21 protein-coding genes and 1 pseudogene are annotated in these 24,500 nt (G+C 72.3%); all 22 read left to right on the top strand.

Annotation, left to right across the window (positions count from 1 at the left end):
- Positions 1-46 precede the first annotated feature (46 nt).
- On the top strand, positions 47-2,611 hold the full coding sequence (gene alaS, locus LUW87_RS05035; RefSeq protein WP_232669982.1) for an alanine--tRNA ligase: 2,565 nt from the start codon (positions 47-49) through the stop codon (positions 2,609-2,611).
- Positions 2,612-2,620: 9 nt separating this feature from the next.
- A complete protein-coding gene (gene ruvX / locus LUW87_RS05030; RefSeq protein ID WP_232669981.1) occupies positions 2,621-3,061 on the top strand; it encodes a Holliday junction resolvase RuvX in 441 nt (146 codons plus the stop codon).
- A 29-nt stretch (positions 3,062-3,090) separates the two neighbouring features.
- Positions 3,091-4,572: an endolytic transglycosylase MltG gene (gene mltG, locus LUW87_RS05025; RefSeq protein WP_232669980.1), complete on the top strand. Its 1,482-nt coding sequence runs from the start codon at positions 3,091-3,093 to the stop codon at positions 4,570-4,572.
- A complete protein-coding gene (locus tag LUW87_RS05020) occupies positions 4,569-5,444 on the top strand; it encodes a shikimate dehydrogenase (RefSeq protein WP_232669979.1) in 876 nt (291 codons plus the stop codon). The genes mltG and LUW87_RS05020 overlap by 4 nt, the downstream gene beginning before the upstream one ends.
- 97 nt (positions 5,445-5,541) lie before the next feature.
- A complete protein-coding gene (locus tag LUW87_RS05015) occupies positions 5,542-6,531 on the top strand; it encodes a DUF4388 domain-containing protein (RefSeq protein WP_232669978.1) in 990 nt (329 codons plus the stop codon).
- 102 nt (positions 6,532-6,633) lie between these two features.
- Positions 6,634-7,323 carry a prepilin peptidase gene (locus tag LUW87_RS18250; RefSeq protein ID WP_232669977.1) on the top strand — a complete coding sequence of 230 codons (690 nt, stop codon included), beginning with the start codon at positions 6,634-6,636 and terminating at the stop codon, positions 7,321-7,323.
- Positions 7,324-7,372: 49 nt separating this feature from the next.
- Positions 7,373-8,533, top strand: a pseudogene (aroC, locus tag LUW87_RS05005) (chorismate synthase); the annotation flags it as partial.
- Positions 8,534-8,637: 104 nt separating this feature from the next.
- The gene (locus tag LUW87_RS05000) at positions 8,638-9,216 is read left to right on the top strand and encodes a shikimate kinase (protein WP_232669975.1); all 579 of its coding nucleotides are present in this window, start codon (positions 8,638-8,640) and stop codon (positions 9,214-9,216) included.
- Positions 9,213-10,247, top strand: a complete 1,035-nt coding sequence (locus tag LUW87_RS04995) for a 3-dehydroquinate synthase family protein (RefSeq protein WP_232669974.1) — start codon at positions 9,213-9,215, stop codon at positions 10,245-10,247. Before LUW87_RS05000 ends, LUW87_RS04995 begins: the two co-directional genes overlap by 4 nt.
- Positions 10,244-10,702 (top strand): type II 3-dehydroquinate dehydratase, encoded by a 459-nt coding sequence (locus LUW87_RS04990; protein WP_232669973.1) that lies wholly within the window; start codon positions 10,244-10,246, stop codon positions 10,700-10,702. Before LUW87_RS04995 ends, LUW87_RS04990 begins: the two co-directional genes overlap by 4 nt.
- A complete protein-coding gene (locus LUW87_RS04985; protein ID WP_232669972.1) occupies positions 10,699-11,829 on the top strand; it encodes a M24 family metallopeptidase in 1,131 nt (376 codons plus the stop codon). The genes LUW87_RS04990 and LUW87_RS04985 overlap by 4 nt, the downstream gene beginning before the upstream one ends.
- 35 nt (positions 11,830-11,864) lie before the next feature.
- A complete protein-coding gene (gene efp, locus LUW87_RS04980; protein WP_232669971.1) occupies positions 11,865-12,428 on the top strand; it encodes an elongation factor P in 564 nt (187 codons plus the stop codon).
- Positions 12,425-12,862: a transcription antitermination factor NusB gene (gene nusB, locus LUW87_RS04975; protein ID WP_232669970.1), complete on the top strand. Its 438-nt coding sequence runs from the start codon at positions 12,425-12,427 to the stop codon at positions 12,860-12,862. The genes efp and nusB overlap by 4 nt, the downstream gene beginning before the upstream one ends.
- Before the next feature lie 128 nt (positions 12,863-12,990).
- Positions 12,991-13,491 carry a bifunctional pyr operon transcriptional regulator/uracil phosphoribosyltransferase PyrR gene (gene pyrR / locus LUW87_RS04970; RefSeq protein ID WP_232670879.1) on the top strand — a complete coding sequence of 167 codons (501 nt, stop codon included), beginning with the start codon at positions 12,991-12,993 and terminating at the stop codon, positions 13,489-13,491.
- Positions 13,488-14,465: an aspartate carbamoyltransferase catalytic subunit gene (locus LUW87_RS04965; protein WP_232669969.1), complete on the top strand. Its 978-nt coding sequence runs from the start codon at positions 13,488-13,490 to the stop codon at positions 14,463-14,465. Before pyrR ends, LUW87_RS04965 begins: the two co-directional genes overlap by 4 nt.
- 57 nt (positions 14,466-14,522) lie before the next feature.
- On the top strand, positions 14,523-15,857 hold the full coding sequence (locus tag LUW87_RS04960; protein WP_232669968.1) for a dihydroorotase: 1,335 nt from the start codon (positions 14,523-14,525) through the stop codon (positions 15,855-15,857).
- Entirely contained in the window at positions 15,854-16,969 is a 1,116-nt protein-coding gene (gene carA, locus LUW87_RS04955; protein WP_232669967.1) for a glutamine-hydrolyzing carbamoyl-phosphate synthase small subunit, read from the top strand. The genes LUW87_RS04960 and carA overlap by 4 nt, the downstream gene beginning before the upstream one ends.
- Positions 16,969-20,262 (top strand): carbamoyl-phosphate synthase large subunit, encoded by a 3,294-nt coding sequence (gene carB, locus LUW87_RS04950; RefSeq protein WP_232669966.1) that lies wholly within the window; start codon positions 16,969-16,971, stop codon positions 20,260-20,262. Before carA ends, carB begins: the two co-directional genes overlap by 1 nt.
- Positions 20,259-21,212, top strand: coding sequence for a dihydroorotate dehydrogenase (locus LUW87_RS04945; protein ID WP_232669965.1), 954 nt, complete (start codon positions 20,259-20,261; stop codon positions 21,210-21,212). Before carB ends, LUW87_RS04945 begins: the two co-directional genes overlap by 4 nt.
- The gene (pyrF, locus tag LUW87_RS04940) at positions 21,202-21,918 is read left to right on the top strand and encodes an orotidine-5'-phosphate decarboxylase (RefSeq protein ID WP_232669964.1); all 717 of its coding nucleotides are present in this window, start codon (positions 21,202-21,204) and stop codon (positions 21,916-21,918) included. The genes LUW87_RS04945 and pyrF overlap by 11 nt, the downstream gene beginning before the upstream one ends.
- A 214-nt stretch (positions 21,919-22,132) precedes the next feature.
- Positions 22,133-23,017, top strand: coding sequence for an oxygenase MpaB family protein (locus LUW87_RS04935; RefSeq protein WP_232669963.1), 885 nt, complete (start codon positions 22,133-22,135; stop codon positions 23,015-23,017).
- Positions 23,018-23,205: 188 nt separating this feature from the next.
- Positions 23,206-24,444, top strand: coding sequence for an LLM class flavin-dependent oxidoreductase (locus LUW87_RS04930; protein WP_232669962.1), 1,239 nt, complete (start codon positions 23,206-23,208; stop codon positions 24,442-24,444).
- The last annotated feature ends 56 nt before the right edge of the window (positions 24,445-24,500 follow it).

The following is a 24,500-nucleotide window of genomic DNA, read 5'->3' as shown; positions in this document are numbered from 1 at the left end:
GAGACCGTCCCTCCCAGTCGTTAGGCTGACCCGCACCATGACCTCCATGACCGCCAACGAGCTGCGGCGCGCCTTCCTGGGCTTCTTCGAAGAGCGCGGCCACACCGTGGTGCCCTCGGCCAGCCTCATCCCCCACGACCCCGACCTCATGTTCACGGTCGCGGGCATGGTGCCGTTCAAGCCCTACTTCCTCGGCGAGGAGCAGCCTCCGTACCGTCGGGCCACCACGGTGCAGAAGTGCGTGCGGGCCGGCGGCAAGGACAGCGACCTCGAGGAGGTGGGACGCGACACCCGCCACCTGAGCTTCTTCGAGATGCTCGGCAACTTCAGCTTCGGCGACTACTTCAAGTCCGAGGCCATCCCCATGGCCTGGGAGATGGTCACCGAGCTGTTCGGGCTCGATCCGGACCGTCTGTGGGTCACGGTGCACCTCACCGACGACGAGGCCGAGGGGATCTGGCGCGACACCGTCGGCGTCCGTCCCGATCGCATCCAGCGCCTCGACGCCGACAACTGGTGGGGTCCGCCCGGCGGGCCGCCCGGCCCCTGCGGGCCCTGCTCGGAGATCTACGTCGACAAGGGCCCGGCCTACGGCCCCGACGGCGGACCGGCCACCGGTGGCGACGAGCGCTACCTGGAGATCTGGAACTTGGTCTTCATGCAGTTCGCCCGCGACGCCGACGGCGTCGACACCGAGCTGCCCCGCAAGAACATCGACACCGGTGCCGGTTTCGAGCGCATCCTCTCGGTGCTCCAGGGCGTCGACTCCGTCTTCGACACCGACGTGATGGTGCCCCTCGTCGACGAGGCCCAGCGCCTCACCGGCGTGCGCCTCGGCGCCACCGATCGCTCCGACATCTCGCTGCGGATCCTGGCCGAGCACGCCCGCACCATGTCGTTCCTGGTCAGCGACGGCGTCTTCCCGTCCAACGAGGGACGGGGCTACGTGCTGCGCCGCATCATCCGGCGAGCGGTCCGCGAGGCGTACCTGCTCGACGTGGCCCACCTGGTCACCCCGGACCTCGTCGACACCACCGTCGCCGTCATGGGCGAGGCCTACCCGGACCTCGTCGCCCAACACGACTTCGTACGCCAGGTCGTGGCCCGCGAAGAGGAGCGCTTCCGGGCCACCCTCGCCACCGGCACCACCCTGCTCGATGCCGAGCTCGACAAGCTCGGTGCCGGGGCACCCATCGGCGGCTCGGTGGCCTTCCTGCTGCACGACACCCACGGCTTCCCCCTCGAGCTGACCCGCGAGATCGCCCTCGAACGCGGCCACGACGTCGACCAGGCCGGCTTCGACGCCGAGATGGCCGAGCAGCGCCGCCGGGCCAAGGAGGCCCGCAAGGGTGGCGAGGGCACCAGCGACGAGTGGGTGGAGTTGGCCGAGGCCGTCGGGCCCACCGACTTCGTGGGCCACGAGAACGACGAGTGCCAGGCCCGGCTCCTCGCCGTCACCGACGACTCCCTCGTCCTCGACCGCACGCCCTTCTACGCCGAGTCCGGGGGCCAGGTCGGCGACACCGGCTGGATCACCTCCGACACCGGGCGCGCCGAGGTCCTCGACACCGTCTACGGCGCCACCGGTCTGGTCCGCCACCGGATCGGGCCCATCGAGGGTGCCCTCGAGGTCGGCCAAGAGGTCACCGCGGCCATCGACGCCGACCGACGCAACGCCATCCGGCGCAACCACACCGGAACCCACCTCCTGCACTGGGCGCTGCGCGAGGTCCTCGGCGACCACGTCAAGCAGCAGGGCTCACAGGTGGCCCCGGACCGCCTCCGCTTCGACTTCAGCCACTACGCACCCCTCAGCGCCGAGGAGACCGCCCGCATCGAGGACCTCGTCGCGGCCGAGGTCCTGGCCAATCCGCCGGCCCGGCACTACGAGACCACCAAGGAGTACGCCGAGCAGATCGGCGCCATCGCCTTCTTCGGCGACAAGTACGGCGACGTGGTCAAGGTGCTCGAGGCGGGTCCCCGCTCGGTTGAGCTCTGCGGTGGCACCCACGTCAAGGCGCTGGGCGACATCGGTCCCATGAAGATCGTCAGCGAGGCCTCCATCGGGTCCAACATCCGCCGCATCGAGGCGGTCACCGGCACCGGCCCCCTCGAACGGCTGCGCGCCGACGAGGCCCGCATCGCCGCAGTCACCAACCTGCTCGGCGTGGCCAACGACGAGCTGGTCGAATCCGTCGAACGTCGGATGGCCGAGGTCAAGGAGCTGAGGGCCCGCGTGCGCGAGCTCGAGCGGGCGGCGGCCAGCGGTCGCGCCGGCGAACTGGCCGAGGACGCCGTCGACGGCATCGTGGTGGCCCGGGTCGACGGCCTCGACCGCGACACGCTGCGCGACCTGGCGGTGGCCACCCGCGACGTGCCCGGCATCCGCGGGGTGGTCCTCGGCAGCGCTCCCGACGGCGGCGGTGTCGCCATGGTGTCGGCGGTGCGGGCCGACTCGGGGCTGCATGCCTCCGAGCTCATCGCCGACGCGGCCCGCACGGTCAAGGGGGGCACGGGCAAGAACGCCGAGCTCGCCGTCGCCGGGGGCAAGGATCCGGGGGCGCTCGACGAAGCCCTCGACCAGGTCCGGTCCGCAGCCGGCCTGGCCTGAGCGGCGCCGGTGCGAGCCCTCGGCCTCGACCTCGGCAGCAAGCGGATCGGTGTGGCCCTCAGCGATTCGAGTGGGGTGCTGGCCTCGCCCTACGACACGGTGGTGCGTAGCGGCGACGTGAGCCGCGACCACCGCCGCATCCTCGCCCTGGCCGACGAGGCCGAGGTCGAGGTCCTCGTCGTGGGCCTCCCGTTGGGGCTCGACGGGGGCGTCGGCCCGGCCGCCCAGGGGGTGCTCGACGAGGTCGAGAACCTCCGGCGCGTCACCTCCCTGCCGGTCGAAACCTACGATGAACGTCTGACCACCGTCACGGCCACCCGTCTCCTCCGCGAGGGAGGGGTCAAGGGCAAGGCCCGCCGCCAGGTGGTCGACAAGGTCGCTGCGGCCGTGATCCTGCAGTCGTGGCTCGACGGGCGTGCCGACCAGCGCCCACCGTCCGCCGGCCCCTGACGGCCCCTCCCCACCCCGAGAGCCCCAACGTGTCCGACCCCCGCCCGCCCGAGGGCCCCCACGACCACGACCGCCCCGACGAGGGTGACGACTGGGACCTCGGACACCTCTTCGACGACCAGGACCAGGCCGACGCCGTGGCCGATCCGGGGGCTCCGGGCGATCTCTGGTCCGACGACCCCACCCGGGGTGCCTCCGACGGGCCCGAGGGCGCCGACGAAGCGCCCGTGTACGTCGACGAGGGCGGGTACGAGGCGGCGGGGTACGCGGGGGAGCCGGTGTACGCCGACGAGGGCGGGTACGAGGCGGCGGGGTACGCGGGGGAGCCGGTGTACGCCGACGAGGGCGGGTACGGGGAGGAGTCGCCTGGTTACGCCGGGGAGCCGGTGTACGCCGACGATCCTGCGTATGGCGACGAGGCGTGGGAGGGCGCGGAGTTCGTGGCCGTCCGGCCCGAGGGCTCCACTCGCAGCCGGTGGCTGTTCGCCGCCCTGCTCTTCGTCGGGGTGCTCCTCATCGGGGTCCTCGCCGGCGGGGCGTGGGTGCGCCAGCAGATCGACCCGGGCGACCCCGGCGATCCGGTGGAGCTCACCATCCCGACCGGTGCGACCACCGCCGACATCGCCCGCCTCCTCGAGGAGAAGGGGGTCATCGGCAACCCCACCGTGTTCGAGTGGTACCTGCGCTTCGCGGGCGGAGGCCCGTTCCGGGCCGGCGACTACACCGAGCTGCGCCAGAACATGGCCATGGGCGACGTGATCGAGGTCCTCGACGCCGGTCCGCTGCCCCCACAGATCGAACGGGTCACCTTCCGCGAAGGGCTCTGGATGTCCGAGACCCGCCAGATCATCCTCGACACCTTCCCGTCGGTCGAACCCGAGGCCCTCGACCTGGCGCTGTTCTTCCTGCGCGTGCCCGGTCTTCCCGAGGTCGAGGGCAACCCGGAAGGGGTGCTCTTCCCCGCCACCTACGACGTGCAGAAGGCGACCTCGGACGACCCGGCCGTCCTGCTCGGCCAGATGGTCGCCGCCTTCGAGGCCGCGGCCCAACGCCAGGGGCTCTACGACGCCACCGCCAAGCTCCAGGGCGTCGCCGGCGAACGGGCCATCACCCCGTACGAGGCGCTCATCGTGGCCTCCATGGTCGAGGCCGAGGCTCGCACAGACGAAGACCGCCCCAAGATCGCCCGGGTGATCTACAACCGGATCAAGAACGACATGCGTCTCGACATCGACGCCACCGTGCTCTACGCCCTCGGCGACCGCCTGCCCACGTTGACGCAGTCGCAGCTGGAGGTCGACTCGCCGTACAACACCCGCCGCTACCCGGGCATCCCGCCCGCCCCGATCAGCTCCCCGGGGGAGGCCTCCATGGAGGCGGCTCTCAACCCGGCCGAAGGCGACTGGTTGTACTACGTGCTCGCCGACGAGGACGGGTCGCACTACTTCACCGACGACTTCGACGACTTCAACCGAGAGGTCCGCGAGTCCCGGGAGAAGGGCCTGCTGTGAGCGTCGACGGTGCCGGTCGGGCTGCTCCCACCGGCGCCACCCGCGTGGCCGCGGTCATCGGCGAGCCCGTGGGCCACTCCCGCTCGCCGGCCATCATGAACGCCGCCTTCGCCGCGACCGGGCTCGACTGGGTGTACGTGGCCTTCGAGGTGCCCGCCGGTGCCGTGCCCGCCGCGCTCGGCGGGATGCGGGCCTTCGGCATCGGGGGGTTGTCGGTCACCATGCCGCACAAGGAGGCCGCGGCCGGCGCGGTCGACGAGCTCTCCGACGATGCCCGCCGGCTCGGTGCGGTCAACTGTGTCGTCAACGACGACGGCACGCTGCGGGGCCACAACACCGACGGCGCCGGCTTCGTGGCCGCTCTGGTCGCCGAGACGGGCGTCTCGCCGGCAGGGCTCCCCTGTGTCGTGCTGGGGGCGGGCGGTGCCGCCCGCTCGGTCGTGCTGGCCCTCTCCCGGGCCGGAGCCGACCAGGTCACCGTGGTGAACCGAACATCGTCTCGAGCCGAACGAGCGGCGGCCCTCGCCGGCGACCGGGGCCGGGTGGTGGCCCCCGCCGACGCCCCCCCGGTGCTGGCCGAGGCCGGGCTGGTCGTGAACGCCACGTCGGTGGGCATGGGGGAGGGGGCCGGAGGAGCCACACCGTTCGACCCCGAGGTCCTCCACGAGGGCCAGCTCGTCGCCGATCTCGTCTATCAGCCGCTGGTGACCCCGCTACTGGCCGAGGCCGGTCGGCGCGGAGCCACCCCGGTCGACGGCTTGGGGATGCTGGTCCACCAGGCCGCGGTGGCCTTCGAGCTCTGGACCGGCACCCCGGCCCCGGTCGCCGACATGGCCGCGGCCGCCCGGGCCTCGCTCGCGCGAGGGTCCTGAGCCGCCGTCGCGCAGAAAAGACTCGACTCGGCGCCCCAGGGTGCCGATGGTTCCAGGGTGGCGGCACGGGAGGCCCGTGCCCGGCCAGGGAGGAACCGTGGCACTTCAGGGAACCATCGACACCTTCGCCCTCGCCGACGTCCTGCGCCTCCTGGCCTCGACGTCGAAGACCGGGCGGCTCAGCCTCGACGGCGATCGAGGACGCGGCCACCTCGAGGTGGTCGACGGCCAGGTCCATCGCGTCGGGCTCGATCGGACGGCACCGGGCGGGGACCTCCCGCTCGACGAATCGCTGTTCGAGCTGCTCCGCTTTGACCAGGGCGCCTTCGAGTTCGAGGCCGACGCCGGCGTCGACCCCGACGGCGAACGACACGACCTGGAGGCGTTGCTCGGTCGGGCCGAGGAGCTCCTCGCCGAGTGGCGGCGCATCGCGTCGGTCCTCCCGTCGCCCCAGTGCCGCCTGACCCTGGCCCCCGAGCTCCCCGGCGAAGAGGTGGCCATCGATGCCGATCGCTGGCGGGTCCTCGCCGTCATCGGATCCGGCGCCACCGCGGCGGCGGTGGCCGAGCGCATCGGCGCCAGCGAGCTGGGCACCGGCCGTCTCGTGCATGGCCTGGTCGAGATCGGCGTGGTGCACGTGGGCGAGGAGGCACCGGCCGAGGAGGCCCAGCCCCCCACCGCGGACGCCGACCTGCTCCCCAGCGGCGGTGGGATCGCCACCGAGGCCGCAGACCACGACGGGTCGCTCCGGGTCGATCACCTCGACGATGTCTCCACCGGCGGTGCCGAACCGCCCGCCAGCTGGTTCGAGGAGTCCTCGTGGGACCCCACGCCGGCCATGTCCGAGTCTCCCGCCACCGGTGGCGATGCGTTCGATCGGTCCGCCGACGATGGGGCCGACGACGACACCGCAGCCGAGTTCGCCCGTCACCTCGCCAACCTGAGCCCGAAGGCAGCCAAAGCCGTGGCGGCGGCGGCCCGGGCCGACTCGCCCGAAGAGCGCGACCGGGTCCTGGCCGAGGTGGAAGCCACCGAGGAGCTCGACCACGAGCTGCTGCTGCGCTTCCTGGGTGACGGCGAACGCTGATCGCCGGCGCCCTCGTCGAGAGCGCCGTCCGCTAGAACGCAGGGCAGGCTCCGTGTCCGGCCATGTCCGGCCGCACCGACGGTGACCGCTACCGTCGCCGACGTGAACGTGGTCCGGCTGGTCGTCTGCGTGCTCCTCGCCCTCCCCGTGGGCTGGGTCGCCGCCGTGCTCGTCGACCGCGTCCCCGACCGCCTGTCGCTGGTCGATCCCCTCAAGCCCCTCCGACCCTCGACCCGGGATCTCGCCGTGCACGTCCTCGTGCTCGTGCTGTTCGCCGCGGCCGCATGGCGCTTCGCCGACGCCTCGGTCGGCACCCTCGGCGCGTTCCTCGTGCTGTTCACGGCCCTCGCCGCCCTGACCGTCATCGACATCGAGCACTACCGGCTGCCCGACCTCATCGTCCTGCCCACCTTCCTCGTCTCGGTGCCGCTGATCGTCGTCGTCTCGGTCGTCGACGGCGATTCCGATCGCATCCGCCACGCCCTGGCGGGCGCCGCCCTCTACTTCGGGTTCCTGTTCCTGGCCCATCTCATCTCTCCACGGGGCATGGGGTTCGGTGACGTGAAGCTGGCTGCGGTGATGGGCCTCTACGTCGGGTGGCTCGGCTCGGACCTCCAGCAGGCCCTGGCCCTGGTGCTGTGGGCGATGCTCATCGGGTTCCTCAGCGGCACCGTGGTGGGTCTGGTGCTGCTGGTCGCCCGCCGGGGCAGCCGCCCCTTCCCCTTCGGTCCCTTCCTCGCCCTCGGCACGGTGCTGGCGGTGCTCTTCAGCGAGTCCCTGGTCGGGGTCTGAGCCGCCAACGGGCTTCGGGGCCCGGCGCGCCGGCCGGTAGATTGGCCCGGTGCTGCGCTTCCTGACCGCCGGAGAATCCCATGGCAAGGCCCTCGTGGTCGTGCTCGAGGGGGTTCCCGCCGGCCTCCCCCTCACCCTCGAACAGATCACCGACGAGCTGGCCCGTCGCCGGCTCGGCTACGGCCGTGGCCCCCGCATGCGCTTCGAGGCCGATGAGGTCACGTTGCTCACGGGCATCCGCCACGGGCGCACCCTCGGCGCGCCGATCACGCTCGAGATCGCCAACAGCGAGTGGGAGCGCAAGTGGACCGAGGAGATGTCGCCCCACCCAGGGGTCACCTCCCAGCCCCTCACGACCCCGCGCCCCGGCCACGCCGACCTCACCGGCATGCAGAAGTACGACCTCGCCGACGCCCGCGACGTGCTCGAGCGGGCCTCCGCTCGCGAGACGGCCGCCCGCGTGGCCGCGGGGGCGGTCGCGAAGGCCCTGCTGTCCCACATCGGCACCGAGGTGGGGTCCCACGTCGTCGCCATGGGCGGCGTCCACGCTGACCCCGCTCGGCGCCCCGGCCCCGGTGAGCTGGGCGCGGTCGACACTTCCGAGGTGCGCTGCGCCGATCCGGCGGCCGAGGAGGGCATCATCGCCGCCATCAAGGCCGCGGCCAAGGACGGCGACTCCCTCGGTGGGGTCGTCGAGGTCCTGGCCCACGGGGTCCCCATCGGCTTGGGGAGCCACGTCCACTGGGATCGCAAGCTCGATGGTCTCCTGGCCCAGGCCCTCATGAGCATCCAGGCGGTGAAGGGCGTCGAGATCGGCGACGGCTTCGACGTCGCCGGACGCCGGGGGAGCGAAGCCCACGACCCCATCGAATGGGACCCCGAGGCCGGGATCTACCGCCGTACCAGCGCGCGGGCCGGCGGCATCGAGGGCGGCATGTCCACCGGCGAGGTGCTGGTCGCCCACGTGGCCATGAAGCCGCTCGCCACCCTCAACCGCCCCGTCCTCGCCACCGTCGACACCGCCACCAAGGAAGCCTCCACGTCCTTCAAGGAGCGCACCGACGTGACCGCGGTGCCGGCCATGGGCGTGGTGGCCGAGGCCATGGTCGCCCTGGTCCTGGCCGACGAGGCCCTGCGCAAGTTCGGCGGCGACTCCCTCGGCGAGTTCGTCCGCAACCACGACGGCTTCGTCGCCCAGGTCCGCGTCCAATCGGCCTCGAGGGCACCGGCCGCCGCCGGCGACCCGGCCTCGGCTCCGCTCAACTGGGACGAGCAGCAGGCCTTCGACGACCCCGACCCCACGGCCGGCCGATCGTGAGCGGGTCCGTCGGGGGCCAGACCCCGCGTGGCGCCGGTCGGCACGTGGTGCTGGTGGGGATGATGGGCGTGGGCAAGTCCACCGTGGGTCGTCGGGTGGCGCAGGAGCTGGGACGGCCCTTCTCCGACAGCGACGCGGTCATCGAGGAGCGCACCGGGCGCACCGTCGCCCAGATCTTCGCCCACGAGGGCGAGCCCGCCTTCCGGACCCTCGAGACCGAGGTCCTCGCCGAGGTGCTCGACGACCCGACGCCCACCGTCGTGGCCGCCGCCGGTGGCGTGGTCCTGGATCCCGCCAACCGGACCGCCCTGGCGCGGGCCGGCACGGTGGTGTGGCTCCAGGCGCCACTCGAGCTGCTGGTCGAACGGGTCGCCGGGTCCACCCACCGCCCGGCCCTCGAGGACGACCCGGCGGGCACCCTGGCCCGTCTGGCCGAGGGCCGCGAGGGCCTCTACGCCGAGGTCTCCGACCTGCTGGTCGACGCCGCCCGCCCCCTCGACGAGGTGGTGGACCTGATCGTCACCACCGTGCGCGAGCGCGAGGCGAGCAGCGCGGCCGGAGGGCCGACGTCGTGATCACCGTCCCCGTGCCCCTTGTCCCGCAGGGCTACGACGTGCTCGTGGGCGACGGTGCCCGTCACCGCCTGGCCGAGGTCCTGCCCGCCGGGGTCGGACGCGTCGCGGTGGTCACCCAGGCCGGCATCGGCGTCGAGGTCGACCCCGGGCGGGAGCACCAGGTGTTCGAGATGCCCGACGGCGAGGACGCCAAGTCTCTGGCCACCGTCGAGGACCTCTGCCGGCAGTGGGCCCGTTGGGGTCTCACCCGGGCCGACGCCGTGGTGGCCGTCGGGGGCGGCATCGTCACCGACACCGCCGGCTTCGCCGCCGCCTGCTACCACCGCGGGGTGCCCGTGGTGCACGTGGCCACCACGCTGCTCGGCCAGATCGACGCCGCCATCGGCGGCAAGACCGGGGTGAACCTCCCCGAGGGCAAGAACCTGGTGGGCGCCTTCTGGCAGCCCGCCGCGGTGCTGTGCGACACCGAGGTGCTGGCCACACTGCCGCCCCGCGAGTACCGCAGCGGCCTCGGCGAGCTGGCCAAGTACCACTTCCTCGGCGGCGGCGACCTCGACGCCCTGCCCCTCGACGAGCGCGTGGCGGCCTGCGTGGCGATCAAGGCCGAGGTCGTGGCCGGCGACGAACGAGAAGGCGGGCGCCGGGCCATCCTCAACTACGGCCACACTCTCGCCCACGCCATCGAGATCGCCGGCCATCACGACCTGCGCCACGGCGAAGCGGTGGCCGTGGGCCTCGTCTTCGCCGGCGAGCTGGCTCACCGCCTCGGTCGGATCGACGCCGACGCCGTGGCCGAGCACCGACGGGTGGTGTCCGCCTACGACCTGCCCGACGCCCTACCACCGGGTCTTGCCACCGCCGAGCTCATCGAGCTGATGGGGCGCGACAAGAAGGCCCTGCACGGCCTGACCTTCGTCCTCGACGGCCCCGATGGCGTCGAGTCGGTCACCGGGGTCGACCGCTCGGTCATCGCCGACGCCATCGACGCCGTGCGCACCCCCGACGACCCTCAGACCGGGAGGCCGACATGACCACCGAACCCGCCCTGGTGCTGTTGTTGTCGGGCCCCAACCTCGATCTCCTCGGCGAGCGCCAGCCCGAGATCTACGGCACGGCCACCCTCGCCGACCACGTCGACCGGGCCCGGCGACGCGCCGAGTCCCACGGCCTGGCCCTCGACCACCTGCAGACCGCCCACGAGGGGGAGATGGTCGCCGCCGTCCACTCGGCGCGTGGTCGGGCGGCGGCCATCGTCGTGAACGCCGGGGCGTTCACGCACTACGCCTGGGGGCTGCACGACGCCCTCGCGTCCTTCGACGGCCCCATCGTCGAGCTCCACCTCTCCAACCCCGACAGCCGCGAGGCCTGGCGTCACACGTCGGTCGTGAGCCCGGTGGCCACCGGTGTGATCGCCGGGTTCGGCGGCGACGGCTACGACCTGGCCATCGATGCGGTGGCGGCCCTGCTGGAAGCCCCACCCCGATGAGCGCGCCGGCCGCCGACCTGGCGACGACGCTGCGCACCCTGCCGAACGTCGACCACCGAGCCCGCATCGACCGCCTCCGCTCCCTGCTCCCGCCCGCGGGCGTCGACGCCCTCCTGATCACCCACCTCACCAACGTGCGCCACCTCACCGGCTTCACCGGCTCGGCCGGGTTGCTGGTCGTCACCACCGACGGCGTCGTCTTCGTGACCGACGGCCGCTACGACGCCCAGGCCGCCCAGCAGGTCGGCGGCGCCGACATCGGGGCCCGCATCGAGATCACCAGCACCGAGCAGCGCCGCATCGTCGCCGATGCCGTCGGCGGCACCGGCACCGTGGGCCTCGAGGCCGAGCACGTCAGCTGGGCCGCGCAACGCCGCTACGCCGAGGACTGGTTCCCCGGCCGGGAGCTGGTGCCCACCTCAGGCCTGGTCGAGGAGCTGCGCCTGGTCAAGGACGACGCCGAGCTGGCCCGCATGGGGGCGGCGGCCGCCGTGGCCGACGCCGCCCTGGCGTCGGTGCGCCACCGGCTGCTCGAGGGACCCACCGAGGCCGAGTTCGGTCTCGAGCTCGACACCGCCATGCGCCGACTGGGGGCCAGTCGCCCCAGCTTCGAGACCATCGTGGCCTCCGGCCCCAACGGGGCTCTGCCCCACGCCCGCCCTTCCGATCGGCGGATCGGTGAGGGCGACCTGGTCGTGCTCGACTTCGGGGCCGTGGTTGACGGCTATTGCTCCGACATGACCCGCACGCTGATGGTCGGCGAGCCGACCGAGGTCCAGGCCCGGATGCTCGCCGTGGTCACCGAGGCCCAGGCCGCCGGGGTGGCTGCCGTCGCCGCCGGCGTGGCCGCTTCCGAGGTCGACGCCGCCTGTCGCGGCGTCATCGCCGCGGCCGGGTGGGCGGACGCCTTCACCCACGGCACCGGTCACGGGGTGGGCCTCGACATCCACGAGGCCCCGAGGGTGGCCGGATCCAGCGATGCTACGCTCGACGCCGGCCAGGTGGTCACTGTCGAGCCGGGTGTGTACCTGCCCGAGCACGGCGGCGTGCGGGTCGAGGACTCGCTGGTCGTCACCACCGACGGCAACCGCCCCCTCACCCTCACCCCCAAGCTCACCGCGCCCTGATCGGCGCGCTGCCCCTCGCCCCGAGAAGGTTCGCCATGCCCACGATCACCACCAACGACCTCAAGAACGGGATGACGCTCGAGCTCGATGGCGGCCTCTTCGAGGTCGTCGAGTTCCAGCACGTCAAGCCGGGCAAGGGTGGGGCCTTCGTGCGCACCACGCTGCGCAACGTCCGCAGCGGCGCCACGGTCGACCGCACGTTCCGCGCCGGCGAGAAGGTCGAGCGGGCCATGATCGACAAGCGCGACATGCAGTTCCTGTACCGCGCCGGCGACGACTACGTCTTCATGGACTCCACCACCTACGACCAGCTCAACGTGGGTCCGTCGTCGCTGGGCGAGGCCGCCAACTTCCTCGTCGAGAACTCCGACGCGGTGCTCAAGATGTTCGGCGACGAGATCGTGGGGGTCGAGCTGCCCGCCGCAGTCGAGCTCAACATCGCCGAGACCGAGCCGGGCATCCAGGGCGACCGCGTGTCGGGCGCCCGCAAGCCGGCCACCCTCGAAACGGGCCTCGTCGTGCAGGTGCCGCTGTTCGTGGGTCCGGGCGAGCGCGTGAAGGTCGACACCCGCACCGGCGAGTACATCACCCGGGCGTGAGCGATCCCAGGGATGCCACCGATCGTGACGCCGCCCCCTCCGGGGTCCCCGGCGGCCGCCACGAAGCTCGGGAGCGAGCCTTCCACCTGCTCTACGAGGCCGAGGTCAAGGGCCTCTCGGCCGACGACGTGCTGGCCACGCTGCCGTTGAGCCCCGACTCCTTCGCCGTCGAGCTGGTGCGCGGGGTCGACGCCCACGGCGCCGAGGTGGACTCGCTCATCGTGGGCCACTCCCACCGTTGGGAGCTCGACCGCATGCCGGCGCTCGATCGTGCCGTGCTGCGCCTGGCCACCTACGAGCTGGTGCACCGGCCCGACGTCCCGACCGGCGCCGTCATCGACGAGGCCGTCGAGCTGGCCAAGCAGTACTCCACCGACGACAGCAGCCGCTTCGTGAACGGCGTGCTCTCCGCCATCGCCGACGAGGTGCGGTAAGATCTCCATCTGACCGTGAAGCGGGTCCCGTGAGGCCCGGACGGACAGGAAGGACCACGCACGTGGCAGAACGCGAACGACGCCTCACGCCCCCGTACGGGGGCGTTTTCGTTGCCCGCACCCAGGTGATGAGCGCCGAGGACGTGCAGCGGGCCACCCGCCGCATCGCCCACGAGATCATCGAGCGCAACCACGGGCTCGCCGACCTGGTGCTGATCGGGCTGCAGACCGGCGGGGTCCCGCTCGCCGAACGACTGGCCGAGGCCCTCGTCCAGATCGAGGGGCTCGAGGTGCCGGTGGGCACCCTCGACGTGGCCTTCTACCGCGACGACATCGGGCTGCGCCCGGTGCTGCCCGAGGCCGTCACCGACATCCCCGGCGACCTCGACGGACGCATCGTGGTGCTGGTCGACGACGTGCTCTTCACCGGCCGCACCATCCGGGCCGCTCTCGACGCCCTCGCCGACCACGGCCGGGCCCGGGCGGTGCAGCTCGCCGTGATGGTCGATCGCGGCCACCGCGAGCTGCCCATCCGTCCCGATTTCGTCGGCAAGAACCTCCCCACCCGCCGCGACGAGGTGGTGAACGTGAACGACGACGGCGTGGAGCTGGGGGAGATGCGCAAGTGAGCCCCACCGCAGCCGCCCGACGCGCCGGCCCGGCTCGCAACCTGCTCGGCATCGACGACCTGGGGCCCGACGTGGCCTCCGGCATCGACGAGGTGATGGGCCTCACCGACTCCTTCGTCGAGGTGAGCGAGCGCATCATCCCCAAGGTGCCGACCCTGCGGGGCCGCACGGTGGTGTCGCTGTTCTTCGAGGACTCCACCCGGACCCGCCTCAGCTTCGAGACCGCAGCCAAGCGCTTGTCGGCCGACACCATGAACTTCTCGGTGTCGACGTCGTCGGTCAAGAAGGGCGAGAGCCTCCGAGACACCATCGAGACCATCGAGGCGATGGGGGTCGACGCCATCGTGGTGCGCCACGGTTCGTCCGGTGTGCCCCGCCAGGTGGCCCGGTGGACCGACGCCGCGGTCGTCAACGCCGGCGACGGGTGGCACGAGCACCCCACCCAGGCCCTGCTCGACTGCTACACCATCCGCCAGCACGCGGGGAGTTTCGCCGGCAAACACATCGCCATCGTCGGCGACGTCAAGCACTCCCGGGTGGCCCGCTCCAACGTCGCCGCGTTCACCGCCCTCGGCGCCGAGGTCACCCTCGTGGCCCCGCCCACGCTGCTGCCTCCCAGCCTGGAGGGGTGGCCCGTGCGGGTCTCCCACGACCTCGACGGCGTGCTGCCCCACACCGACGTCTGCTACCTGCTGCGCATGCAACGCGAACGCATGACCGAGGCCCTGATCCCCTCGCTGCGCGAGTACACCGCCACCTTCGGCCTCACCACCCGTCGAGCCGATCGCCTCCCCGACGATGCGCTGATCATGCACCCGGGCCCCATGAACCGGGGCGTCGAGATCGCCGCCGAGGTCGCTGACCGGCCGGGCGCCGTGATCGTCGATCAGGTCCGCAACGGTGTGGCCGTGCGCATGGCGGTGCTCTTCCTCCTGCTGGGTAGCGGTACCGAGTGGGGTGGTGAGGATGCCTGACCCTCACCAGCTCGCCGCACCCGCCCACCTCCCCCCGACCCGAAGGACCCCCTGCCGATGACGCCACCGTCCACCACCTCTACCGGCCGGCTGCTCCAGGGCGGCCGGGTCGTCGACGCCACCGGCGAACAGGTCGCCGACGTGGCCGTCCGGCCCGACGGCACCATCGCCGCCGTCGGCACCGACCTCGACCTCACCGCGCTGGGTCTCGCCGACGCCGACGTGCTCGACTGCGCCGGGTGCGTGGTGGCTCCCGGCCTCGTCGACCTGCACACCCACCTGCGCGAGCCCGGGCGCGAGGAGGCCGAGACCATCGAGACCGGCAGCCGGGCCGCCGCCCTCGGCGGGTACACGGCGGTGGTGGCCATGCCCAACACCGAACCGGCCATCGACTCCGCCGGCATCGTGCGCCAGGTCCTGGAGGCGGGGGCCGAGGCCGGTCTCTGCGACGTGCGCGTGGCCGGGTCCATCACCGCCGGCCGCCGGGGTGAGGCCCTGTCGCCCATGGCCGAGATGGCCGACCTCGGTGTGCAGATCTTCACCGACGACGGCAACGGGGTGCAGGACGACCGCCTCATGCGACGGGCGCTCGAGTACGCCTCGGGGCTCGACCTCACCCTCGCCCAGCACTGCGAGGTGGAAGCGCTCAGCGAAGGCGGCCACATGCACGAGGGGGCGTGGTCGAGCCGCCTGGGCATCCCCGGCATCCCCGCCGAGGCCGAGGAGCTCATGGTCTTCCGCGACATCGCCCTGTCGCGCCTCACGGGTGCCCGGGTGCACTTCCAGCACCTCTCCACCGCCGGCGCGGTGGAGCTGGTGCGCCAGGCCAAGGCCAAGGGCCTCCCCGTCACCGCCGAGGCCACACCCCACCACTTCACGCTGACCCACGCCGAGGTGGCCTCCTACGACCCGACCTTCAAGGTGAACCCACCGCTGCGCGACGACGACGACGTCGCCGCGGTGAAGGCCGGTCTCGTCGACGGCACCATCGACGCCATCGCCACCGACCACGCCCCGCACACCCAGGAAGTCAAGGAAGCGCCATTCGACGAGGCCCCGTGCGGGATGCTCGGCCTGGAGACGGCGCTGGCGCTGGCCATCACCGAGCTGGTCGAACCCGGGCTGCTCACCCTTCCCGAGGTGCTGGCCCTCATGTCCTGGCGACCGGCTGCCATCGCCGGCCTGGACGGCGTGCACGGGGGCCCGGTCGTCGCCGACGCCCCTGCCCACCTGGTGGTCATCGATCCCGAGGAGGAGTGGACGGTCGAACCCGCCCACCTGGCCAGCCGCAGCCGCAACACCCCCTACGCCGGACGCACCGTGCGCGGCAGGGTCCGCCACACCCTGCTGTGCGGCGAACCGACCGTTCGAGACGGAAAGGCCACCCGATGAGCCGAGACATCACCGAGGCGCACCTGGTGCTCGCCGACGGCACCGTGTTCGAGGGCGAGGCGCTCGGCGCCGACGCCCCCGGCGGCGTCGCCACCGGCGAGGTGGTGTTCAACACCGCCCTCACCGGCTATCAGGAGATCATCACCGATCCGTCCTACGCCGGGCAGATCATCACCTTCACCTACCCCCACATCGGCAACTACGGGGTGACCCCCGCCGACGACGAGTCTCGCCGGCCGTTCTGTCGCGGGGTCATCGTGCGCGAGATGGCCCGCCGCCGCAGCAGCTGGCGCAGCGAGGCCGACCTCGACGGGTTCCTGCGCACCGCCGGGGTGGCGGGGATCGGCGGCGTCGACACCCGTCGTCTCACCCGTCACATCCGCGATGCCGGCTCCATGCCCGGTGCGTTCGGAACCGCCGACCTCGCCACCCTCACCGCGGCGGCGACCGCCGAGCCGGGCACCGACGGCCTCGACCTGGTGCGCCAGGTCACCTGCGGGCACCCCTACGAGGTGGCCTACGCCGGCCCCGAGGGTCGCCCGCCCCGTCGGGTGGTGGCCTACGACTACGGGATCAAGACCACGATCCTGCGGCACCTGTCGGGCATCGCCTCGGTGGAGGTGGTGCCGGCCGACACCCCTGCGGCCGAGGTGCTGGCCCGGCGCCCTGACGGGGTGTTCCTCTCCAACGGCCCCGGCGACCCGGCCGCCGTCACCGGCGTGCCCCAGATCGTCGACGGGCTCCTCGGCGAGGTGCCGGTGTTCGGCATCTGCCTGGGCCACCAGCTGTTGGCCACCGCGCTGGGAGCCGAGACCTACAAGCTCCCCTTCGGCCACCACGGCGGCAACCATCCCGTGCGCCACCTCGCCGACGGCGGCGTGGAGATCACCAGCCAGAACCACAACTACGCCGTCGACGACGGCTCCCTGGGGGGGCGGGTCGAGGTCACCCACCGCAACCTCAACGACGGCGTCGTCGAGGGCATCCGCTGCACCGACGTGCCTGCCTTCAGCGTGCAGTACCACCCCGAGGCCGGCCCCGGCCCCCACGACGCGGCCTACCTCTTCGACCTCTTCGACGACCTCATGGACGACTTCGGAAAGAAGCACTGATGCCGCGCCGCGACGACATCTCCTCGATCCTGCTCATCGGCTCCGGGCCGATCGTGATCGGCCAGGCCTGCGAGTTCGACTACTCCGGGACCCAGGCCTGCCGGGTGCTGCGCGAGGAGGGGTATCGGGTGATCCTCGCCAACTCCAACCCGGCGACGATCATGACCGACCCCGACTTCGCCGACGCCACCTACGTCGAGCCGCTCGACGCCGAGGTCCTCGAGCGCATCATCGAGCGGGAGCACCCCGACGCCCTGCTGCCCACCCTCGGCGGGCAGACGGCGCTCAACCTGGCCATGGAGCTGGTCGAGAACGGTGCTCTCGAGCGCCATGGCGTCGAGCTCATCGGGGCCGATGCCACCGCCATCGCCACCGCCGAGGACCGCGAGCTGTTCAAGCAGGCCATGGCCGAGATCGGACTCGACGCCCCGCCGTCGGCCACCGCCCACACCATCGACCAGGCGGTCGTGATCGCCGAGGACCTCGGCCTGCCCGTGGTCATCCGCCCCGCCTACATCCTGGGCGGCCGCGGCACTGGCATCGCCGCCGACATGGACGAGTTCCGTCGCATGGCGGCCATCGGCCTCGAGGCCAGCCCCATCAGCGAGATCCTCATCGAGAAGTCCATCGCCGGCTGGAAGGAGTACGAGCTCGAGGTCATGCGCGACCACGCCGACAACTGCGTGATCATCTGCTCGATCGAGAACGTCGACCCCATGGGGGTGCACACCGGCGACTCGATCACGGTGGCCCCCGCCCAGACCCTTTCCGACGTCGAGTACCAGAAGATGCGCGACGCGGCGTTCGCCTGCATCCGCCGGGTCGGGGTCGAGACCGGTGGCTCCAACGTGCAGTTCGCGGTCAACCCCGCCGACGGCCACATGGTGATCATCGAGATGAATCCCCGCGTGAGCCGGTCCTCGGCGCTCGCCTCCAAGGCCACCGGGTTCCCGATCGCCAAGATCGCCGCCCGCCTGGCGGTCGGCTACACGCTCGACGAGATCCCGAACGACATCACCGAGAAGACCCCGGCGAGCTTCGAGCCGAGCATCGACTACGTGGTCACCAAGATCCCCCGGTGGGCGTTCGAGAAGTTCCCCGGCACCTCCGGGGTGCTCGGCACCCAGATGCAGTCCGTCGGCGAGGTCATGGCCATCGGACGCACCTTCCCGGAGTCGCTCCAGAAGGGCCTGCGCTCTCTCGAGCAGGGTCGTCTCGGCCTCAACTGCGATCCGGGGGAGGCCCAGTACGACGAGATCCGTCTCGACGAGCTGGTCCGCCTCTCGACGATCGCCACGCCCGACCGGATCTTCCAGCTCGAGGCGTGCCTGCGCCGGGGGATCAGCGTCGACGACCTGGCCGCCGCCACCAGGGTCGACCCCTGGTTCCTCGACCAGATGCTGGCCGTGACCGAGGAGCGAGCCCACCTCGACGGGCGCGGTCCTGGCGACCTGACCCGGCCCGAATGGCGCCGGGCCAAGCGGGTGGGGTTCTCCGACGCGCAGCTGGCCCACCTGTGGGGCGTGCCCGAGGCCGAGGTGCGGGTGGCGCGCATCGCCGCCGGCGTGGTGCCCACCTACAAGACGGTCGACACCTGCGCGGCCGAGTTCGAGGCCCGCACGCCGTACCACTACTCGACCTACGAGGACACCGACGAGGTGATGCCCTCGGACCGCCCCAAGGTCGTGATCCTCGGGTCGGGGCCCAACCGCATCGGGCAGGGCATCGAGTTCGACTACTGCTGCGTCCACGCCAGCTTCGCCCTGCGCGACGCCGGCTACGAGACGATCATGGTCAACTGCAACCCCGAGACGGTGTCCACCGACTACGACACCTCCGACCGGCTGTACTTCGAACCTCTCACCCACGAAGACGTGATGAACGTCATCGACGCCGAGCAGCCGGTGGGGGTCGTCGTCTCGCTCGGCGGCCAGACCCCGCTGAAGCTGGCCGACTCGCTGCCCCAGGCGCTGGTGGTCGGCACCCCTCCCGCGTCCATCGATGCCGCCGAGGACCGCGAGCGCTGGAACGCCCTGTGCGCCCGCCTCGAGATCCCCCAGCCGGCCGGGGGCACCGCCGCCGACATCGACGCCGCCCGGGCCATCACCGAGCGCATTGGCTTCCCGGTGCTCGTCCGGCCCAGCTACGTGCTCGGCGGCCGGGCCATGGTCATCGTCTACGACGGTGAGAACCTCGCCGCGGCCATGGCCGAGATGGCCGCGTTCGGCAGCCTCGGGCGGGAGGGCGGGTTGTCGGCCGAACGGCCGGTGCTCGTCGATCGCTTCCTCGAGGACGCCACCGAGGTCGACTGCGACGCCATCCGCGACGCCGAGGGCAACTTCATGGTCGGCGGCATCATGGAGCACGTCGAGGAGGCCGGGGTGCACTCCGGTGACTCGGCCTGCGTGCTGCCCCCGCACACCCTCTCGGCCGAGACCATCGAGGTGCTCACCGACTACACCCACCGCATCGCCGACGAGCTCGGCGTCGTGGGTCTCATCAACGTGCAGTACGCGGTCAAGCACGGACAGGTCTTCGTCATCGAAGCGAACCCGCGCGCCAGCCGCACCGTGCCGTTCGTGGCCAAGGCCACCGGCGTGCCCCTGGCCAAGATCGCCTCGCGGGTGATGATGGGCGCCACCCTGCCGGCGTTGCGCGACGAGGGCCTCGTGCGCGACCCGGTCGTCGGGGACCACCACTCGGTCAAGGAAGCGGTGCTGCCCTTCAACCGCTTCCCGGAGGCCGACGCCGTGCTCGGCCCGGAGATGCGCTCCACCGGCGAGGTCATGGGCATCGACCTCACGGTCGGGCTGGCCTTCGCCAAGGCCCAGCTGGCCGCCGGCACCCGTCTGCCCGCATCGGGCACCGTCTTCTTGTCTCTCGCCGACCGGGACAAGGCCGTCGGGGTGCGCGCCGCCCGCCGCTTCCGTGAGCTCGGCTTCGACATCGCCGCCACCAGCGGCACGGCGGCTCACCTCTCGGGCGAGGGCATCGACGTCGCCGTCGTGGTCGCCAAGCTGGGCGAGCCCGAGGGCCACGACGCGGTCGAGCTCATCGAGAGCGGCCGGGTCGACCTGGTCGTCAACAGCCCGAGGGGTCGCGGCCCCCGCAGCGACGGCGCTCACATCCGTGCCGCGGCGGGCACCCACAAGGTGCCGCTGCTCACCACCGCGGCCGCTGGCCTGGCCGCCGCCGACGGCATGGCCGACCGAGCCCACCATGCCCTGCAGGTGCGCCCCTTGCAGGAGTACCACCAGGGCGTCGGGGCGGATCAGCTGGAGCCCCACGGGTGAGGCGACGCCGCGCCGCCGCGACGGAGAGGCCGGCGGTCGACCTCTCCACGCAGGTGGGCTCGCTGAACCTGAGGGCCCCCGTGCTCACCGCCTCGGGCACGGCGGGGCACGGCGACGAGCTGGCCGCCTACGTCGACCTGGCCCGACTCGGTGCCGTGGTGGTCAAGTCGCTCTCGGCCGATCCGTGGCCCGGCAACCCCGCGCCTCGGGTGCACGAGACCCCGGCCGGCATGATCAACAGTGTGGGGCTCCAGGGCCCGGGGGTGGCGGCGTGGCTCGACCGCGAGCTGCCGGCGGTGCTGGACACCGGCGCCACCGTGGTGGCCTCCATATGGGGGACGACCGTCGACGACTACCGCCGGGCCGCCGAGGCGCTCGCCGAGGCGCCCGCCGAGGTGGTGGCCGTCGAGGTCAACGTGAGCTGCCCGAACCACCACGACCGCAACCGCATGTTCGCCCATTCGCCCGCCACGACCGCCGAGGCGGTGCAGGCGGCCGCCGGTTGCGGCCGGCCCATGTGGGCCAAGCTGAGCCCCAACGTGAGCGACCTGGCCTCCATCGCGGCGGCGGCGCACGATGCCGGAGCCGAGGCGGTGGTGCTGGTCAACACGGTCCTGGGGATGGTCATCGACACCGAGGCCCGCCGTCCCTTGCTCGGCGGTGGGGGAGGGGGGCTCTCGGGTCCGGCCATCCATCCGGTGGCTGTGCGGGCCGTGTACGACGTGCACGCCGCTCGACCCGAGCTGCCCATCGTCGGGGTCGGTGGCGTGGCGCGCGGGGTCGACGCGATCGAGCTCATGCTGGCCGGCGCCTCGGCCGTCGAGGTCGGCACGGCCAGCTTCGCCGACCCCCGGGCGGTGGGCCGGGTGCTCGACGAGGCCGAGGACTGGTGCCACGAGCACGGGGTCACGGCCGTGGCCGAACTGATCGGGGACGCCCATGCCCGCTGACCGGACGGCCGACGTCGCGTCGGGGGCACCGCCCGAGGTGCGCGCCCGGCTGGCGCTGGCGCTCGACGTGGACGACCTCGTCGAAGCCCTCCGCCTGGTCCGGCTGTTGCGCCCCTGGTTCGGGGTGGCCAAGGTGGGCCTCGAGCTGTACAGCGCCGCCGGCCCCGACGCGATCGGTGCGGTCGCGGCCGAGGGCCTCGACGTGTTCGCCGACCTCAAGTTCCTCGACATCCCCACCACCGTCGAGAAGGCGTCGCGGGTGGTGGGCACCCTCGGGGCCCGCTACCTCACGGTGCACACCCGTGCCGGGGTCGAGCACCTGGCCGCGGGGGTGGAGGGGATGGCCGCCGGGGCCGCCGCCGTCGGGCTGCCCGAGCCCACCGTGCTCGGGGTCACCGTGCTCACCAGCGAGGGAGCCGACCCCACGGCCCTGGCCGACCGTCTGGGTGTGGCCGTCGCCGCCGGCGCCGGGGGAGTGGTGTGCGCCGCCTCCGACCTGGCCGAGGCCACCCGGCTGGCCCCGGGCCTGGTCCGGGTCGTGCCCGGCATCCGCCCGGCCGGCGCCGATGCGCACGACCAGGCCCGCCCCGCCACCCCGGCGGCCGCCCTCGCCGGCGGCGCCGACCTCCTGGTGATCGGTCGGGCCGTCACCCGGGCCGTCGATCCGGTGGCGGCCGCCGTGGCCGTCGCCGCCGAGGTGGGCTGACGCGGGGCGGCCACTCGACGGGACCTGACCCCACCCGGACCGGTGGGGCAGATGGCCCGGGCGCCGGGGTGGGGCGAGACGCGCTGCCGGCATCGCACCCTCACTGACAGTGGTAGCGTGACCGCGGTCATGCGGGCGCGGCGCGTGGCCGGGCCTGCTGCCGCAGGCTCGTGCGCGGCCGTCCGCTCGGGAACTCCGAAAGGACGCCAGTCGCATGTCCACCACCCGCCCCCTCTCGGTCGATGCCGGGCCCCACACCACCGACGACGGCTTGTTCGGTCCCGACAGCGTCACGTGGAAGGCCATGGCCCACCCCTCCACCGGCATCGGGGCGGCGACCGCAGCGATGGTGCAGATGCTGTACCCGCCCGTGATGTACGTCATCGACCAGTCCTCGAACGTGCGGGCCAACCCCGACCTGCGGGCCCAACGCACCGCTCAATACGCCACGACCATCACCTACGGCGATGTCGCCAGCGCCGACGCGGCCGGTGCCGCCCTGCGACGCATCCACGCCCGGTGCACTGCCTCGCACCCCGACACCGGGGCGGCGCTGGCCGCCGACGACCCCGACTTGTTGGTGTGGGTGCACAACGCCCTCACCTGGTCCCTGTTGCGCACCTGGGACCTCTACGGCGCCGACCTGAGCGCGGCCGAGCGCGACCAGTTCGTGGTGGAGCAGCGCGAGGCGGCCCGGCTGGTGGGCTGCGATCCCGACCGGGTGGGTGGCTCGGCGGCCGAGGTGGACGCCGCCATGGCAGCCATGGGCCCGCGGCTGGCGCTCTCGGCGCCGGCGGTGTGGTTCCGCGAGATGGTGACGGCGCAGCCGGACGAAGCCGATCTGGGGACACGCGCCACCAAGTGGCTCATGACCCAGGGGGCGATCGCCGCCATGGGCCCCGAGCACCGGGGCCTCTACGGGTTCACGTGGTCGTCCCGCCGGGAGCAGGTCATGGTGGGGCTCACCAGGGCCCTGCTGGCCACCGTGGAGGCCAAGATGCCCTTCGACGTGGTCATCCCGCAGCTGCGCACCATGGTGGACGAGCAGGCCTTCGGCTCCCGGCGGCGGGTCGAGGTGCCCCGCGCGGAACCGGGCTGAGCCAACCCCTGGTCCGAGAGGGTGTCGGCGGGGCGCGTGGTCGACGACGCTCGCCCCCACCGGCGGGGAGTGCCGCGAGGCCGCGGGCGCGGTGCCGGCCGCTCGGCAGCGGACTGCGACATGTGGCACACTATGGGATTCTAAGCGCCAGCATTAGAACCGTCCGCCCCCTCGTCTCCGGAGGATCCATGGAGTTCGCAGTCTTCCTCAACGGGTACACGCCCGGTCCCGCCGCCCACGACACCGAGCTCGAGCACACCGAGCTCATGCGCGAGCTCGAGTTGTCGATCGCCGCCGACAAGCACAACTGGAAGTACGTGTGGCTGGGCGAGCACCACGCCCTCACCGAGTACAGCCACCTCTCCGCTCCCGAGGTGATGATCGGCTACCTGGCCGCCAAGACCGAGCGGATCCACATCGGCACCGCCATCAACAGCCTCTCGCCCCGCAAGGAGCACCCGGTGCGCTACGCGGAGCGGGCGGCGATGATGGACCACGTCACCCAGCGCCGCTTCGAGTGGGGCACCGGCCGCGGCGCCGGCTCCCACGAGATGGCCACCTTCAACATCCTCGACAAGGACTCCACCAAGCCCGAGTGGAACGAGGTCGTCCGCGAGGTCCCGCGCATGTGGGAGCTCGAGGACTACGAGCACCAGGGCGAGACCTTCACGGTGCCGTACCCCCACAACGTGCTGCCCAAGCCCTACGGCCAGGGGCACCCGCCGATCTGGGTGGCGTGCGGCAACCCGCCCACCTTCACCACGGCGGGCCAGATGGGCATCGGCGCCATCGCCTTCAACTTCGAGCCCATCTTCAACCTCCGCGGTCGCATCGAGGCCTACAAGGAGGGCATCGCCAACTGCACCGAGCCCATCGGACAGTTCAAGAACGACAACGTGATGATCACCAACTCGGTGATCTGCTGCGAGACCCGCGAGAAGGCGCGTGAGATCGCCCTGCGCAAGGGTCGCGGCTACCTGGTGACGATGGTGAACCTCTACCACGACACCATGCCCAAGTCCCAGGACGCCATCACCTGGCCCGGCACCCCGATGTCGCTCCACGACATCGTCCAGGATCCCAACATCGACGGCGACGAGCTCCTCGACGGCATCATCGAGGCCGGCCACATGCTGTGCGGCACCCCCGACGAGGTCGCTGAGCAGATCGCCGCCTGGGGCGACGTGGGCATGGACCAGCTCGCGTTCGGCCTGCCCATCGAAGGCATGTACCACGAGGAGATCCTCGAGTGCCTCGAGCTCTTCGGTCAGAACGTGATCCCCGAGTTCGACAAGGATCCGGTGCACTCCACCGACCGGTACCGGGCCGAGGCCCAGCCCAAGTACGGCCGCTTCTCCAAGCCGCTGCCCGACATCGAGTGGCCGACGGTCATCCCCGACTCCGCTCTCGCCCCGCTCCCGAACTGATCCCGGACGTCGGTGGGGTCCCTCGGACCCCACCGACGCACCCGGTAACGTCGCCG

This window comes from Rhabdothermincola salaria, assembly GCF_021246445.1.
GTDB lineage: Bacteria > Actinomycetota > Acidimicrobiia > Acidimicrobiales > Acidimicrobilacustridaceae > Rhabdothermincola_A > Rhabdothermincola_A salaria.
This window is presented reverse-complemented; position numbering and strand designations above follow the sequence as displayed.

Excerpts from the sequence above, each read along its gene's own strand:
- pyrF (WP_232669964.1), top strand. The coding sequence starts at position 21,202 with ATGCCCGCTGACCGGACGGCCGACGTCGCGTCGGGGGCACCGCCCGAG.
- LUW87_RS04960 (WP_232669968.1), top strand. The coding sequence starts at position 14,523 with ATGACGCCACCGTCCACCACCTCTACCGGCCGGCTGCTCCAGGGCGGC.
- LUW87_RS04990 (WP_232669973.1), top strand. The coding sequence starts at position 10,244 with ATGACCACCGAACCCGCCCTGGTGCTGTTGTTGTCGGGCCCCAACCTC.
- carA (WP_232669967.1), top strand. The coding sequence starts at position 15,854 with ATGAGCCGAGACATCACCGAGGCGCACCTGGTGCTCGCCGACGGCACC.
- alaS (WP_232669982.1), top strand. The coding sequence starts at position 47 with ATGACCGCCAACGAGCTGCGGCGCGCCTTCCTGGGCTTCTTCGAAGAG.
- LUW87_RS04935 (WP_232669963.1), top strand. The coding sequence starts at position 22,133 with ATGTCCACCACCCGCCCCCTCTCGGTCGATGCCGGGCCCCACACCACC.
- LUW87_RS04985 (WP_232669972.1), top strand. The coding sequence starts at position 10,699 with ATGAGCGCGCCGGCCGCCGACCTGGCGACGACGCTGCGCACCCTGCCG.
- pyrR (WP_232670879.1), top strand. The coding sequence starts at position 12,991 with ATGAGCGCCGAGGACGTGCAGCGGGCCACCCGCCGCATCGCCCACGAG.
- LUW87_RS04930 (WP_232669962.1), top strand. The coding sequence starts at position 23,206 with ATGGAGTTCGCAGTCTTCCTCAACGGGTACACGCCCGGTCCCGCCGCC.
- carB (WP_232669966.1), top strand. The coding sequence starts at position 16,969 with ATGCCGCGCCGCGACGACATCTCCTCGATCCTGCTCATCGGCTCCGGG.
- efp (WP_232669971.1), top strand. The coding sequence starts at position 11,865 with ATGCCCACGATCACCACCAACGACCTCAAGAACGGGATGACGCTCGAG.